Genomic DNA, 13,402 nt, shown 5'->3' on the forward strand with positions numbered 1-13,402 from the left:
CGGGAGCGATGGTGGTCGAACAGCGCAAGGTGGCGGTCGTGGGCGCCGGCGTGGCGGGCCTGACGGCCGCCTACGTCCTGGCGTCCTCGTACGAGGTCACCCTGTACGAGGCGGACGGGCGGCTCGGCGGCCACGCCCACACCCGTGAGCTGCCCGGCCCCGGCGGTCAGGCACTCGCTGTGGACTCGGGGTTCATAGTCCACAACGAGCGCACCTACCCCACCCTGCTGAGGTTGTTCCGGGAGCTGGAGATCGGCACGCAGGACGCCGAGATGAGCATGTCGGTGCGGTGTGACGGGTGCGGGCTGGAGTACGCGGGTGCCCGGGGCGCGGCAGGTCTGTTCGCCTCCCGTGCGGCCCTGCGGTCGCGGTACCTCCGGCTCCTGGCAGAGGTGCCGGTCTTCCACCGGGGTGCCCGGCGGCTGCTCGCGCGGGGGACTCACGCGGGTGTCACCTTCGGGGACTTCCTGCGCGAGGGCGGGTTCTCCCCCTACTTCGTCAGCCACTTCGCCCTGCCGCTCGTCGCCGCCGTGTGGTCCTGCCCGGCCCGCACCGCGCTGTCGTACCCGGCCTCCTACCTCTTCGCCTTCCTGCACCATCACGGTCTGCTGTCGATCACCGGCTCCCCGCAGTGGAAGACCGTCACCGGCGGCTCGACCGCCTACGTCACCGCCGCCGCCAAACGCGTCCACCGCATCCGCACCTCCAGCCCGGTCGACGCCGTCCGGCGCACGGGCCGGGGCGCCCTCGTCACCACCGGCGACGGCGCCACCGACGCGTACGACGCCGTGGTCATCGCCACGCACCCCGACCAGGCGCTGCGCATGCTCGCGGACCCCACCCCCGACGAGAAGCGGCTCCTGGGCGCCTTCACGTACGCGCACAACCCCACCGTGCTGCACACCGACACCTCCCTCCTGCCCCGCTCTCCGAAGGCGCGCGCCAGCTGGAACTACCGCATGACCGGCTGCGAGCCCTCCACCGCCCCCGTACACGTCAGCTACGACATGGAGCGCCTCCAGCGTCTGCCCGCGGGCTCCGGCTACGTGGTCACCCTGGGCGGTGACACCGGCATCGCCCCGGACCGGGTCGTGGAGCGGATGGTCTACGAGCACCCCGTCTACACGCCCACGTCGGTCGCGGCGCAGAAGGAGCTCCCCCGCCTCCACACCGGTGTGACCGCGTACGCCGGGGCCTGGCACGGCTGGGGGTTCCACGAGGACGGCTGCCGCTCCGGCGTGGAGGCGGCCCGCTCCTTGGGGGTGAGCTGGTGACGAGGACCGGGACGACCGCCGCGTTCACGTCGGTCGAGGCGCCGGCGCTGTACGACTGCGTGATCACGCACGTCCGCCGCACGCCGCTGCACCACACGCTGCGCCACGACACCTACCTGTGGTGCGTGGACCTCGACCACCTGCCGGTGCTGCCCCGGCCACTGCGTCCGCTCGCCCGGTTCGACGCCCGCGACCACTTCGACGGCACCGCCGGCTCCCTCCGCGCCGGGCTCGACGCCTTCCTCGCCGCACACAACATCGACCTGGGCGGCGGGCGCGTGGTGATGCTGGCGCACGCCCGCGTCTTCGGGTACGTCTTCAACCCCCTCAGCGTGTACTGGTGCCACGATCCCGCCGGCGCCCTGGTGTGCGTGGTCGCGGAGGTCCACAACACCTACGGGCAGCGCCACTGCTACCTGCTGCGGACGGACGAGGCCGTGGTGGACAAAACCTTCTACGTCTCGCCGTTCTTCGCGGTCGACGGCCGCTACCGGATGCGTCTGCCGCTGCCCGGGGAGCGCCTGGCCCTGACCATCCACCTGGAGAACGACGACGGCAGGGCCTTCACCGCGGTCGTCCGAGGCCGCCGCCGGCCCGCCACCGTGCCCGCGCTGCTGGCCGCGGCCGCGCGCAGACCCTGGTCCACCGCCGCGGTCTCGGCCGGCATCCGCCGCCACGGCGTTCACCTGCTGCTGCGCGGACTCCCCGTGCACCCGCGCCCCCGTTCCGCCCCGCAGAAAGGCACACTGTCGTGACCCGCCCCGCCCTCACCTCCGAAAGCCGCTCCCGGCTCGCCGGCCGCACCCTCGACGTCCCCGAACAGACGCCGCCGGGCGGCCCCGCGACCGCCGCGCCCCTCAGCCGTGCGGACGTCGACGCCGACCACTGGCCGGACGTCGCCCGGATCCCCTCGGCCGGCCCCGCCCGGACCGCCGTCGCCCGGTACCTGGTGAGCCGGGCCCTGGACAAGTTGTCCCTGACCGGTCCTCCGGCCGGTACGCGTCCTTCGGCGGTGGGCCCGCACCTGACGCTCCACGACTCCGATGCCTTTTACCAGCGCATCGGGCGTGACGGGCTGATCGGCTTCGGCGAGTCCTACATGGCCGGCGAATGGGACAGCAACGATCTGGCCGGCGTCCTCACCGCGCTCGCCGGTCACGTCGACGAGCTGGTCCCCGCGCCGCTGCGCCGGCTGCGTGGCCTATGGGTGTCCGCCCGCCCCGCCTGGGACCGGAACACCCGTGAGGGGGCCCGTGCCAACATCCAGCGCCACTACGACCTCTCCAACGACCTGTTCGCCGCCTTCCTCGACCCCACCCTCAGCTACTCCTCCGCGGTCTTCACCGCGTTCCCCGCCCGCTTCGAGTCCCTCGCCGCCGCCCAGCACCGCAAGATCGACCGGCTTCTGGACCTCGCCGGCGTCGGCGAGGGCACCCGGCTGCTGGAGATCGGCACCGGCTGGGGCGAACTCGCCCTGCGGGCCGCCGCCCGCGGCGCGCGAGTCACCACCCTGACCCTCTCCGCCGAGCAGGCGGCCCTGGCCCGCGAGCGGATCGCGGCGGCCGGACTCGCCGACCGGGTGGACGTCCAGCTGCGCGACTACCGCGACGCGGAAGGGCGGTACGACGCCGTGATCAGTGTCGAGATGATCGAAGCGGTCGGCGCGGAGTACTGGGCCGCCTACTTCAGGGCCCTGCGCCGCGCGCTCGCGCCCGGCGGCAGGATCGCCCTGCAGGCCATCACCATGGGCCACCGGCAGATGCTCCACACCGCCGCCACCCACACCTTCATCAGCAAGTACGTCTTCCCCGGCGGTCTGATCCCCTCCCGCGAGGCCATCGCCGCGCACTCGGCCGCCGCCGGTCTGCGCACGGTCGCCGACGACGGCTTCGGCGAGCACTACGCCGAGACCCTGCGCCTGTGGCGGGAACGGTTCACCGCCCGCCGTGGCGCCGTCACCGGCCTCGGCTTCGACCCGGTCTTCCAGCGCATGTGGGAGTTCTACCTCGCCTACTCGGAAGCCGGATTCCGCTCCCGCTACCTCGACGTCCGCCAGCTCCTCCTCACCGAAGGAACCCCCCGATGAAGTCCGCCGCCGACCGACTCGCCGACCTCCTCGGCCACTTCCTCCCGGGGCCGCTCCCCGTGCGCGTCCGGGCCTGGGACGGCAGCCTGACGGGCCCCGCCGACGCGCCCCTGGTGGTCCTCCGCTCGCCCGGCGCGCTGCGCCGCCTGGTGTGGCAGCCGGGCGAGCTCGGCCTGGCCGAGGCGTACGTCACCGGCGACCTGGACGTCGAGGGCGACCTCGCCGACGCCCTCTCCCGAGCCGGCCGCAGCGTCCGCGACCGGCCCGCGGCACGCCCCGGACCCGCGGGCATGACCGCGGCCACCGCCCTCGCCGTACGCCTCGGTGCCGTCGGCCCGCCCCCGAAGCGCCCCGACGGGCGGGCCCGCCTGACCGGCGGCCTGCACAGCGTCGCGCGGGACCGCGCGGGCATCAGCCATCACTACGACCTCTCCAACGACTTCTACGCGCTCCTCCTCGACGAGACGATGGCGTACTCCTGCGCCTACTGGACCCGGCCCGACGATCCGGCCTACACCCTGGCCGACGCGCAGCGCGACAAACTCGACCTGATCTGCCGCAAACTCGGCTTGGGCCCCGGGGACCGGCTGCTCGACGTCGGCTGCGGCTGGGGCTCCCTCACCATCCACGCGGCGCGCGCGCACAAGGCCCGCGTCACCGCGGTCACCCTGTCCCGCGCCCAGCACGAGTTCGTCACCGCGCGGGCCGCACGCGAGGGGGTGTCCGACCTCGTGGACGTCCAGCTGCGGCACTGGCGGGACATCGACGGCGGCGGCTACGACGCGGCCGCGGCCGTCGAGATGGGCGAACACGTCGGCGACGCCGAATACCCCGCCTTCGCGACGAAGCTGCACGACGCGCTGCGCCCCGAGGGCCGGCTCCTGATCCAGCAGATGTCCCGCGGCGCCCACGCACCCGGCGGAGGCGCCTTCATCGAGACGTACATCGCACCCGACATGCACATGCGCCCCGTCGGCCGCACCGTCGACGTGCTGGAGACCGCCGGTCTGGAGGCCCGCTCCGTCGAATCGCTCCGCGAGCACTACACGACCACCATCGACGCCTGGCGCGCCACCCTCGAACAGCGCTGGAGCGACATCGAGGCCCTCGTCGGAACGACCACCGCCCGCGTCTGGCGCCTCTATCTGGCCGGCGCGTCGCTCGCCTTCGCCGAACGCCGCATGGGCGTCGACCAGATCCTCGCCGTACGCCCCACCCGCGAAGGGGCGTCGGCCATGCCGGCGACCCCCGCCGCCTGGTACGCCGAGGCGGTCCCGGCGTGACCGGCACCGACTGGGGCGCCCTCGGCGTCAACCTCGCCGCCGCCGCGGCGACGGCCGGGGCGGTGCTCCTCGCCACCTTCGCGATCGCCGTGCGCCGCGGACTGCACCGGATCGTCGACATCGCCTGGGGCCTCGCCTTCGCCGCGGTCGCTGCCGTCTCCTGGCTGCTGTCCGACGGTCACGGCGACGACGGCCGACGCCTGCTCGTCGCCGCGACGACCCTCCTGTGGGGGCTGCGGCTGGCCGCCCACATCGCCCACCGCTCCCGCGGCCACGGCGAGGACCCCCGCTACACCGACCTCCTCGACAAGGCGCCCGGAAACCGGACCCTCTACGCACTGCGCACCGTCTACCTCGGCCAGGCGGCCCTCGTCTGGCTGATCTCCCTCCCCGTCCAGGCCGCCTCCTACAGCTCCGCGCCCCTGGACGCCCTGGCGTACTGCGGGCTCGCGCTGTGGGCGACCGGTCTCGTCTTCGAGGCCGTCGGCGACCACCAGCTGGCCCGCTTCAAGGCGGACCCCGCCAACCGGGGACGGATCATGGACCAGGGCCTGTGGGCCTGGACCCGGCACCCCAACTACTTCGGCGACAGCCTCGTCTGGTGGGGCCTGTACCTGCTCGCCTGCACCGCCTGGCAGCCGGCCCTCGCCGTCCTCGTCTCCCCGGTCCTCATGACCCTGCTGCTCACCATCGGCAGCGGCAAGCGCCTCCTGGAGAAGCACATGGCCCACCGCCCCGGCTACGCCGCGTATGCGGCTCGCACCAGCGGGTTCCTCCCCCTGCCACCCCGCAAAGCCGTTCCCGGAAAGCCGGAGCGTATGACATGAGCGGATCCGATCGGAGCAGCGCCTTCCCCGCTCTCCACCTGCCCGAGCCCAGGTTTCTGCCTGCGACAAGTGCGGTACTGCTCCTGCACGGCGGACGTGCCGACTCCCTCGCACCCCCGTCTGCCCTCAACCTGCCCGACCTGCGGATGAAAGCTTTCGCCCGGGTACTCGGCCAGGACCCCCGCCACGCCGACGTCCTCATCGGGTACGTCCGCTACCGGATGCGCGGCTGGAACGGAGAGCGCGCCGACCCCGTCCACGACACGCGCCGGGCCCTGGCCGAACTCGCCGACCTGGTCGGCCCTCTGCCCGTGGTGCTGCTCGGGCACTCCATGGGCGCCCGGGCCGCGCTGCGCGCCGCCGACGATCCGCACGTCCGTGGCGTCGTGGCACTCGCTCCCTGGTGCCCTCCCGATGAGCCGGCCACCCACCTGGCGCACCGCACCGTGATCGCCCTCCACGATCCGGCCGACCGGATCACCTCGGCCACCGACACGTGGGCCTACCTCCACCGCGCCGAAGTGGCCGGGGCCCGCGTCCGAGGCATCCGCATGCCCGCCGGCCGCCACGCCATGATCAGCCGCTCGCGCCTCTGGCACACCCTTGCCGCCCGCAGCACAGCCGAAGCCCTCGGTCTGGATTCCCCGCCCTGTACCTCCACCCCGGAGACAATGTGGGGGGCAGGACCGCTGGACGCCGCCATGTTCATCCCGTCCGCCGGTGAACGTCACCCGATCCGCCTGCGCCGCAGCCACTGAACGTTTCCCGGACGCCTGCCCCGGCGCCCTTTTGACCGAAGGAACCCCATGTCCCCTGCTCGTTCCGCGCTTCTGCTCGCCGGTCTGATGGCCTCGGCGGGCCTCGCTCACTTTGCCGCGCCCCGGCAGTTCGACGCCATCGTGCCGCGCTCTCTGCCGGGTGGCCCCCGGGCCTGGACCACGGCCAGCGGCGTGGTCGAACTGGCTCTGGCAGCCGGTCTCGCACTGCCGGCGACCCGAAGGGCGAGCGCCCACGCGACCGCCCTCTTCTTCGCCGGAGTGTTCCCGGCGAACGTCAAGATGGCCTACGACTGGCGTCACCGCTCGACGACCGCAAGAGCCGTCGCCTACGCGCGGCTTCCCCTCCAGGTTCCGTTGATTCTCTGGGCCCGCCACGCCGGTATGCCGGACGTCAGGCGTGGCCTCGTCGGCGACGACGGGTGAGAAGGAGCACTGAGGTGGCGAGGAGTGTGAGCACTTGGGCGATGACGACGAGATTCTTGTCGGTGAACCAGGCCGGTTCGTACATCTTGGGCAGGGGGCCGAGTTCGCCGACGTCGACGTAGCGGTAGAGCAGGAGGGCCGCGAGTCCGCCGACGGCGACGGTCCAGGCGAAGGCGTCGGCCAGGGGGCGGCGCCAGACAAGGAGCAGCAGCGCCGCGAGTGCGGCGGTGGCGGCTTCGATCCTGAAGAGGGTGCCCTGGCTGAGGGTGGCGCTGACGGCGTCGTAGCGTTCGGCGAGACGCGCGTGGAGGTAGGCGTCTGCGGTAAGACCGGCAGCGGCCAGAAGACGGGCGACGGCGTGCAGTTTCCGGTGTGTGCTGTTCGACCGCATCGGACCGTGGTGCATGGGATCGCTCCATGGTGAGACGCCGCGCGGCCTGCGCGGGTCAGCGGACGGTGAGGGTGCCGGTCATGGACGGATGGATGCTGCAGACGTAGCGGTACGTGCCGGCAGCGGGCGGTGCGGTGAACGTGGCTGTCTCGCCGCCTTTGACGGTGCCGGTGTCGAAGGCATCGGCGGCCTTGGCCGTCACGGTGTGGGGAGCGGAGTCCTCGTTCACCACGGACACCCTGGCTCCGGGTGCGACAGCCAGGTCGACCGGCTCGAAACGGAAGTCCTTGATGACGATGCGCTCTTCGCTGACCGATGTGGAGGACGGTGCCGAGGGCGACGGGGAGGTGGGCGCGGGCCCGCCGGAGGAGGAGCAGCCGACGAGGACGATGAGCATGCACAGCGCCGCGATCGGCAGGACCATGTGTGGTGTGCGGGAGCGGAGAGGAACAAGCATGGGATTCTCCTGGGTGCGCTGGCGAGACGTCCGACGGGCACAGAGGCCGGATTCTCCGAACGAGGCTCCTCGAACAACCGAGGCGGCGCGCAAACCGGAAGCGGTCGAGGTCTTCAGCTGAGGATGGTGACGGCCTCGGCGTCGAGTAGCCACCGAGGCCGTCGTTCGGGCGGAACGGCCACAGCCCTTACGGCTGTGCCCGTTGGCGTCACCTTCTTGCCGGAGGGCTAGTAGTTGTTGCCCATGGAGGCGCCGGAGTGGCCTTCGATGGTGCCGCAGGTGGCGGGGGCGGTGGCTTCCTGGGGCAGCTTGGGGTCGAGTTCGCTCTTGCCCTTGCCGAAGTCGTACACCCCGTTGCCATTGGGGTCGATGCCGTGCTGAACGACGTGCAGGCGGGTGATGTTGTCGGCGACGGCCTGGGAGACGGCGATCGTCCGGGAGTAGGACAGGTTGCCGTTCTTGTCCGCGACCGGCATCCGGTCGACGGCCAGTCCGCTGGCCTTGGTCGTGTCGCCCTTGGTGGTCAGGGAGATGTTGATGTCCCCGTAGGCGGGCAGTCCCTCGGCGGTGGTGACGATGCCGTCGCCGTTCTTGTCGGCGCTGGCGTCGGGGCAGGTGAAGTCGTGCCCGGTGGTGGAGCCGTGGATGTGCTGGGCGTGGGGCTGGCCGGGGACCAGACCCTGGGCCTTGATCTTCACCGTGAGCTGGCGGCCCTGCAGGGTGAGCTGGGCGGTGCCGCGGGCGCCCGAGTCGTTCAGCTGCCGCAGGTCGACGTTGTAGCTCCGGCCGTGCTGCGTCTGCTGACCTGCGTGGTTGGTGTCATGGGCCAGTGCCGGGGCTGCCACGGCGAGGGTGAGGGCCGCGGGCAGGGCCATGAGGGCGGTCAGACGGGTGGAGCGCTTGACTGTCATCGCGATGCATCCCCTTCCGGGGAGGTTTCACCGGCACGAGGCCGGATCGCGTCCGGACGTTCAGTCCCTTTCACCCATCATTCGGTGCGCCCCCGAAGGAGGATTGGGTACTGGTCGCACCACTCTTCACGCGTGAGCGCATCGCAGAGGCTGAACTCGCACCCTTCACCTTCGCCTGATACAGCCGCATACGTCCAGACGATCAGTGCTGGCCCCGGGGGTCAGGGATGAACGCGCCGACTGTCGTTTCCACGGGCACGGCAGTCAGCACTTCGAGGCCCGGACGGAGCAGAGGGCGGCCAGCTACTCGGCAGCGCGGCTGTGTGCTGCGCGCGGCTCCCATCAGAGCAGGTGGCACCCCCGGCCCCCACGAACCCTGAGGTCAAGCCAGTCATCTCCCGTTTGTGTGCATAGCGAACAAACCGTCAGGACAAGAGGTCTGCGGGGCATGTACGACGTAGCATGAGAGGGCGAGGTCTCGCCGCATCCCCCGTCGGCGAGACCTCGCCCTCGGACTCGGCCAAGCAGCCGGGCAACTCGCCCCCGACCTCGCCCGCCGCCTGCCGACCCCATAATCACGACTGCAGGAAGCCACCAGGTCACCACATGTCTCCGGGCTGGTTGGACGATGCGGGCTCCAGTGCTCCTCGTTAGCTGTTCCTGGCCCGGGCCCGGTCGACCTGGCGCAACAGCAGGTCGGCGAACTGGATGATTTGGGCCGCCTCGATCGGGTCGGCGAAGTCGACGGTGCGGTGGCTGGAGGGGTTCTTGTAGCGGCCCATGGCGCCGGCGAACAGCGCGGACTCGGCCTCCTGCTCGCCGCCCTCTGCGCCGGCGTCGGCCAGCGGGCCGCCGGGCTTGCCGTTCTGGTGCGGTTGGAACGCCTTGCGCATCAGCGCGACGCCGACGAGGGAGTTGTCGAGCCCAGAGGCGTCGCGGACGGCGACTTCGACGGCCTTCATGGCGGCGAAGCACGCGGTCTCGTAGTCCCCGAGGTCGAAGTTGGTGCGCACCGTCTTCTCCAGGTCCGGATGGAGCGGACCGGCGAGCCGGGTGCGGGCTTCGAACCGGGCCAGGCTCTTCGGGTCCGCCGCCAGCTCCCGGCCGTCACGGGAGAGCCGCCGGAAGTTCTCGGACTGGCGCGGTACTCGGGACAACAGCGCGTGGGCCTCCAGCCAGCTCCACGCGTCGGACAGCCGGTTTGTCAGCAGGTCGACGTCCCTCTCCTCCTGGAAGGCCATGCGGGCACCGCCTATCAGCCCGGCGTACTGAAGATCGCCGCCGCCTTTGGCAAGGTTCTGTAGCAGGAGAAGCGCGGCATCCCGAGTGGGAAGTTTCCGGAGCTGGTCCGCCGGAACCGGCGGCTCGTACGTGAACATGGATGCACGTTACGCGGCAACGCGGACGCCCACTGTCTGATTTCCGACTTCGTCCGGCTCCTCCCCATGGGGCACTGCCGTCCGGCGTCCCGATGCTCATTACTCGTGCCGGCCTGCAAGGCCAATGCGGCCTCCGACCACGCCCAAGAGCCAGATCAACTCCGTGCCTGGAGGGCGCATCAGGCCGAGCCCGTCGATGGTCAGGCCGCTGAGGAGTCGCGGTCGATCGGTTGCCACGACCAGATGGAGCGGCTCACAGCGTGACCTCCGGCCGTTGCGCTACGGTGCCTTCTGCTGGACGCGCACTGCCACCCGCCGCAGGACGACGCCCACGCCGTCTCCCGCAATCGGCCAAGGCCCTTCGGGGCCCGCGTCGCCCCGACGCCGTGCCGCCGGGAAAGGAGGGAGACCGACTGATCGCGGCCGCCGTCGCCCAGGGCGCCTACTTTCCGGTCAAGACGGCTCTGATCGAAGCGGCCTACGACGAGCCCGAGATGGTCGACGTCGTGTACTGCGGCGAGCAGGCCGTTCATGTGCACTACGCGATGGACACCGAGAACTTCCGGCTGGAACGGGTGGCCCGAGCGGCACACCGCCGCATCCAGAAGCTCGCCGGCGGGCGCTGTGCCTGCGGTGCGGCGCTCCAGATCGGCACGGGCCCAAAGGTGCCGCCGCAGTTCTGCTCGGCAGCGTGCGCCGCCGCAGGACGGCAGTAACCACGCGTCGGCCCTGACCGGCCCCTGCCAGACCTAGGACCTGTCCGGCCGATCATGTGACTACTCCGTGCCCGAGTCGTTCCTGGGACATGGGGCGGGGTGATCTGAGTGATGCCGAGTGGGAACGGCTGCGGCCGTTCCTGCCGGTCAGCAACGGGCGTTGTGGCAGGTGGCGGGATCACCGGCAGGTGATCGACGGAATCCTGCACCGGGTGCGGACCGGGGTGCAGTGGCGCGATCTGCCCGAGCGGTTCGGGCCGTGGAAGACCGTCTACGAGCGCCACCGCCTTTGGTCGGCCGACGGCACCTGGGAACGTCTGCTCCAGCAGGTTCAGGCCGCGGCCGACGCCGCAGGCGAGATCGACTGGGACATCTCGGTCGACTCCACCATCGTCCGTGCGCATCAGCATGCGGCCGGCGCCCGCACCGACCCGCCTCCGGCCCCAGGAGCAAAGGGGGCCGCAGGGATGGAACACCAGGCCGAGACGCCGTGGCAGAGTCTCGTTGCCCGCCTGGTGGAGGTGGTGCTGGAGGTGAGGGCCTGGGCCGCTCGCGGGGTGGGTTCACCAGCAAGCTCCACCTGAGCGCAGACGGCCGGTGCCGCCCACTGTCCCTGCTCGTCACGCCAGGTCAGCGGGCAGACTGCACCCAGTTCAAGCCGGTCCTGGAGAAGATCCGAGTGCCCAGATCTGGCCTGGGCAGGCCGCGCAAGAAGCCCGACAGCCTTGCGGCCGACAAGGCTTACAGCAACGGCCCCATCCGCGAGTACCTGCGACGGCGGGGGATCCGCCACACCATCCCGGAGAAGACCGACAGCCAGGCGGCCCGCCTGCGCAAGGGCGCACGCGGTGGACGGCCGCCCGGCTTCGATGAGGACCGCTACAAGAAGCGCAACACCGTCGAGCGGGCGATCAACCGCCTGAAGCAGTCCCGGGCGGTCGCCACTCGCTACGACAAACGCGGTTACGTCTTCCTCGGCACTGTCACCGCCGCGGCCGTCGCGATCTGGCTTCGGACATGAGCCCCTACGCGACCCAGCAGTAGACGTTCTGGTTCTGGCGCCGGGCGCTGCTGCCGAGAGCAGCCAGATCGCCCATGATCCCGTCGGCGATCTCGGTGTCGATGACCTCACCGTCCTCCGCATGCAGCTGAGTCCACGAGGCAGCGACGTCACGCAACCTGGAGTGCCCTGCGTCCGCGAGTGCAGTAATCAGGCGGGACGAGAGTGCGAAGACGACGCACCCGTCGTTGTCCTGGCCAGCGACGATGCGAGGCTCACCGGCTTCCACGAGTTCCTCGAAGCTGCCGCCGACCAGAAGGCACTCCCACTCGACCACGGCTTCTTCGGGATCGAAGTTGCCGAAGGAGAGCGACTCGAATGCCCGTCCCGGCCCAGTCTTGAGAGCCAGACCCGCTGACGTATCGTCCGGCGCCACGAAGAACTTCACGATGATGCTCATCCGGGCATCATCCCCGACTGTCCACAGCCATGATCGGTCGGACAGGTCCTAACGGGTCTGGCAGGGGCCGGTCAGGGCCGCAGACGCGCGGTGGAAGCGCCCCTGTTATCTGCGGCAAGGCAAGAACGGTACCCACACTCGTCACACGAGGTGGCCGTGGGTTCGGACGGGCACGTCCAGCCGGTCGCCGACCTCGGCGAGGACGCCCGGGCAGAAGTAGTACCAGCGCAGGCGCGTGATCCCGCCGTCGACGATCTCGGCGCGCAGGACGTCCTCGACCGCCTCGGGGCCACTGCCGTCGGCCGGGGTGGCCCACATCAGGACCAGCGGTTCGCCGTCGAGCTCCCGGACTTCGGCACGCCACCGGACGGAGGACTCCACAACCAGGGTGTGGTGCAGCGAGCCGGCGGCGATCTGCGCCCGTCCGACCTCATGGGCGACGCCGATCACGTCGCTGACCGCGTCCTGGACGAAGAGCTCGGTCAGCCCGTCTAGGTCATACGCGGTGAATGCCGCGGCAAGGGCGTCGAGGGTCTCGCGGTCGGGAGCCGTACGACGGGCGAGCGCAGCTTCCCGCTCCGGATCGGCCAGACGCCCTCGGCCACGGTGCAGTGCGGCCTTGACCGCCCCCTCGGTGGTGCTCAGCATGGCGGCGATCTCCTTCAGCGGCAGGTCGAACACGTCCTTGAGGACGACGGCGGCACGCTCCTGCGGCGCCAGCAGGGTGGCCATCTCCGCGAGCGCATCGCGCACCTCGGCGGGATCGGCGGCGGCAGGGGCGGCCCGCTCCACCGGCTTCACGAGCAGCGGAGCCGGGCGGCGCACCTGGTCGAGGTAGGCGTTGGTTGCGATCCGCACCAGCCACGCCATGGGGCGCTCGACCGGCTGATGGGTCTGTGCCGCCCGCGTGAATGCCCGGGCGAGTGCCTCCTGGGCCAGGTCCTCGGCGTCCCACACGCTGCCGGTCAGGCGCCGGCAGTAGCGGAACAACTCGCCGCGCAGCGGCTCCAGCACGACGAGGAACTCGCGGCGTGCGGCCTGCGCCACCGCCAGCAGAGGCTGCGGCAGTCGGCCGGGGTCGGGGGACAGAGAGGGCTGAGGCATCGCTTCACGGCTCCTTGCAGGGTGAATGGCTGTACACACCGGTACGACGGGACAGCCTTCACGCCAGATACGTAGCCGAAGCGGTGACTTGGCTCACGCCCTCAGCCCCGTGGCGGCACCGGTCACGAGGACGCGTGACGAGCGCGGCCGGACGCCCCCTCTCGTCCGCGTCGTCGTTGCGGCACCGCCCGCACACCAGCCGTCGCTTCTTGGGCTGCTAGAGCCTGTCGTCAAAGTGATCTTGGGTTGTGGATCATGGTGGGGTGATACGTCGCCATGAACTGTCCGATGCCGAGTGGGACCTGATACGCC

At 71.2% G+C, this 13,402-nt stretch carries 14 protein-coding genes and 1 pseudogene; 9 read left to right on the forward strand and 6 right to left on the reverse strand.

From position 1 onward, the window contains the following. The first annotated feature begins 8 nt into the window (after positions 1-8). The 7 genes from ACWDVG_RS25505 (at position 9) to ACWDVG_RS25535 (ending at position 6,672) form a co-directional block, all read left to right on the forward strand. Positions 9-1,274, forward strand: coding sequence for an NAD(P)/FAD-dependent oxidoreductase (locus ACWDVG_RS25505; RefSeq protein ID WP_451702199.1), 1,266 nt, complete (start codon positions 9-11; stop codon positions 1,272-1,274). Continuing rightward, positions 1,271-2,029, forward strand: a complete 759-nt coding sequence (locus ACWDVG_RS25510) for a DUF1365 domain-containing protein (RefSeq protein ID WP_451702201.1) — start codon at positions 1,271-1,273, stop codon at positions 2,027-2,029. The genes ACWDVG_RS25505 and ACWDVG_RS25510 overlap by 4 nt, the downstream gene beginning before the upstream one ends. Next, positions 2,026-3,360 carry a class I SAM-dependent methyltransferase gene (locus ACWDVG_RS25515; protein WP_451702203.1) on the forward strand — a complete coding sequence of 445 codons (1,335 nt, stop codon included), beginning with the start codon at positions 2,026-2,028 and terminating at the stop codon, positions 3,358-3,360. The genes ACWDVG_RS25510 and ACWDVG_RS25515 overlap by 4 nt, the downstream gene beginning before the upstream one ends. Further along, positions 3,357-4,643, forward strand: a complete 1,287-nt coding sequence (locus ACWDVG_RS25520; RefSeq protein WP_451702204.1) for a class I SAM-dependent methyltransferase — start codon at positions 3,357-3,359, stop codon at positions 4,641-4,643. Before ACWDVG_RS25515 ends, ACWDVG_RS25520 begins: the two co-directional genes overlap by 4 nt. Beyond that, on the forward strand, positions 4,640-5,470 hold the full coding sequence (locus ACWDVG_RS25525; RefSeq protein WP_451702206.1) for a DUF1295 domain-containing protein: 831 nt from the start codon (positions 4,640-4,642) through the stop codon (positions 5,468-5,470). Before ACWDVG_RS25520 ends, ACWDVG_RS25525 begins: the two co-directional genes overlap by 4 nt. Positions 5,471-5,616: 146 nt before the next feature. Continuing rightward, a complete protein-coding gene (locus ACWDVG_RS25530; protein WP_451702208.1) occupies positions 5,617-6,228 on the forward strand; it encodes an alpha/beta fold hydrolase in 612 nt (203 codons plus the stop codon). Between the two features lie 48 nt (positions 6,229-6,276). Beyond that, on the forward strand, positions 6,277-6,672 hold the full coding sequence (locus tag ACWDVG_RS25535) for a DoxX family protein (protein ID WP_451702209.1): 396 nt from the start codon (positions 6,277-6,279) through the stop codon (positions 6,670-6,672). Here ACWDVG_RS25535 and ACWDVG_RS25540 read toward each other — a convergent pair. The 4 genes and pseudogenes from ACWDVG_RS25540 to ACWDVG_RS25555 form a co-directional block, all read right to left on the reverse strand. Then, positions 6,641-7,078, reverse strand: a complete 438-nt coding sequence (locus ACWDVG_RS25540) for a hypothetical protein (RefSeq protein WP_451702210.1) — start codon at positions 7,076-7,078, stop codon at positions 6,641-6,643. The two genes, ACWDVG_RS25535 and ACWDVG_RS25540, sit on opposite strands and share 32 nt — an antisense overlap. Before the next feature lie 40 nt (positions 7,079-7,118). Then, positions 7,119-7,520 (reverse strand): cupredoxin domain-containing protein, encoded by a 402-nt coding sequence (locus ACWDVG_RS25545; protein WP_451702211.1) that lies wholly within the window; start codon positions 7,518-7,520, stop codon positions 7,119-7,121. A gap of 242 nt (positions 7,521-7,762) precedes the next feature. Continuing rightward, a pseudogene (locus tag ACWDVG_RS25550) lies at positions 7,763-8,431 on the reverse strand (hypothetical protein); the annotation flags it as partial. A gap of 650 nt (positions 8,432-9,081) precedes the next feature. Then, positions 9,082-9,672, reverse strand: a complete 591-nt coding sequence (locus tag ACWDVG_RS25555) for a TIGR02391 family protein (protein WP_451702213.1) — start codon at positions 9,670-9,672, stop codon at positions 9,082-9,084. Between the two features lie 524 nt (positions 9,673-10,196). Between ACWDVG_RS25555 and ACWDVG_RS25560 the strand changes: the two genes are divergently transcribed. Beyond that, entirely contained in the window at positions 10,197-10,526 is a 330-nt protein-coding gene (locus ACWDVG_RS25560) for a hypothetical protein (protein ID WP_451702215.1), read from the forward strand. Between the two features lie 89 nt (positions 10,527-10,615). Then, positions 10,616-11,547, forward strand: a protein-coding gene (locus tag ACWDVG_RS25565; protein ID WP_451702216.1) for an IS5 family transposase whose coding sequence is annotated in 2 segments (ribosomal slippage) — positions 10,616-10,951 and positions 10,954-11,547 — 930 coding nt in all. Because the reading frame shifts where the segments join, the coding sequence is not laid out codon by codon here. Positions 11,548-11,551: 4 nt separating this feature from the next. Here ACWDVG_RS25565 and ACWDVG_RS25570 read toward each other — a convergent pair. Further along, positions 11,552-11,986, reverse strand: a complete 435-nt coding sequence (locus tag ACWDVG_RS25570; protein WP_451702218.1) for a hypothetical protein — start codon at positions 11,984-11,986, stop codon at positions 11,552-11,554. 141 nt (positions 11,987-12,127) lie between these two features. Next, on the reverse strand, positions 12,128-13,090 hold the full coding sequence (locus ACWDVG_RS25575) for a sigma-70 family RNA polymerase sigma factor (RefSeq protein ID WP_451702220.1): 963 nt from the start codon (positions 13,088-13,090) through the stop codon (positions 12,128-12,130). Positions 13,091-13,402 lie beyond the last annotated feature (312 nt).

The sequence above is a fragment of the Streptomyces sp. NPDC003327 genome (assembly GCF_053589515.1).

Coding starts and splice junctions, on each gene's coding strand:
- ACWDVG_RS25505 (WP_451702199.1), top strand. CDS start 9: ATGGTGGTCGAACAGCGCAAGGTGGCGGTCGTGGGCGCCGGCGTGGCG.
- ACWDVG_RS25520 (WP_451702204.1), top strand. CDS start 3,357: ATGAAGTCCGCCGCCGACCGACTCGCCGACCTCCTCGGCCACTTCCTC.
- ACWDVG_RS25530 (WP_451702208.1), top strand. CDS start 5,617: ATGAAAGCTTTCGCCCGGGTACTCGGCCAGGACCCCCGCCACGCCGAC.
- ACWDVG_RS25535 (WP_451702209.1), top strand. CDS start 6,277: ATGTCCCCTGCTCGTTCCGCGCTTCTGCTCGCCGGTCTGATGGCCTCG.
- ACWDVG_RS25540 (WP_451702210.1), bottom strand. CDS start 7,078: ATGCACCACGGTCCGATGCGGTCGAACAGCACACACCGGAAACTGCAC.
- ACWDVG_RS25545 (WP_451702211.1), bottom strand. CDS start 7,520: ATGCTTGTTCCTCTCCGCTCCCGCACACCACACATGGTCCTGCCGATC.
- ACWDVG_RS25555 (WP_451702213.1), bottom strand. CDS start 9,672: ATGGCCTTCCAGGAGGAGAGGGACGTCGACCTGCTGACAAACCGGCTG.
- ACWDVG_RS25570 (WP_451702218.1), bottom strand. CDS start 11,986: ATGAGCATCATCGTGAAGTTCTTCGTGGCGCCGGACGATACGTCAGCG.
- ACWDVG_RS25575 (WP_451702220.1), bottom strand. CDS start 13,090: ATGCCTCAGCCCTCTCTGTCCCCCGACCCCGGCCGACTGCCGCAGCCT.